The following is a 570-nucleotide window of genomic DNA, read 5'->3' on the forward strand; positions in this document are numbered from 1 at the left end:
ACGGCGACGACGTGGCGGCTCGGGGCGTCGAGGTCGTCCCACTCCAGGGCCTCGGGCACGTCCTGTTCCTCGATGAATACGGTCCGCCGCAGCGGCGCCGCCAGGGCGTGTACGGCGCTCCAGTCGCCGTCGCTGACCGTGAACGGCTCAGTCGTCATCCATCGAGTCCTCGAATTCGTCGTCGAAGAGCAGGTGGCCGGCGCGCCGCCACTCGCCGAGCAGCGCGAGCGCGCCGGTGCGGGCGGTTTCCCCGTCCGGCAGGGACGAGGCCTCCACCGGCTCGCGCGCGGCCAGCCGCGCCCAGAGTGCATCCGCCCCCCCGGGCGGCTGCACCGGCTCGCCCTGGAGGTAGTAGCACGGGCCGTCGGCGGTTTCGGCGCAGAGCAGTCGTGCTGCGGGGTTGAGGCGCAGGGTCGCGCCGGCGTCCAGGCGGGCGGCGAGGGTGGCATCGTCCTCCTCGCCGCCGCCGATCTCCGCGAACGCGCTCTTGGGGCGGGTGAGGTTGCGCGCGAGCCAGTCGTCCAGCACCGCGTCCGGCGCCGATGCGGCCTCGCGCATGAGCCGGCGCAG

At 74.7% G+C, this 570-nt stretch carries 1 protein-coding gene; it reads right to left on the reverse strand.

Going from position 1 to position 570, the window contains the following annotated elements; genetic code table 11:
* Positions 1-147: 147 nt before the first annotated feature.
* Positions 148-570, reverse strand: a 423-nt coding sequence (locus G7A99_RS24080; protein WP_205600052.1) for a winged helix domain-containing protein, incomplete at its 5' end; no start/stop codon positions are given.

The sequence above is a fragment of the Arhodomonas sp. KWT genome, assembly GCF_010993615.1.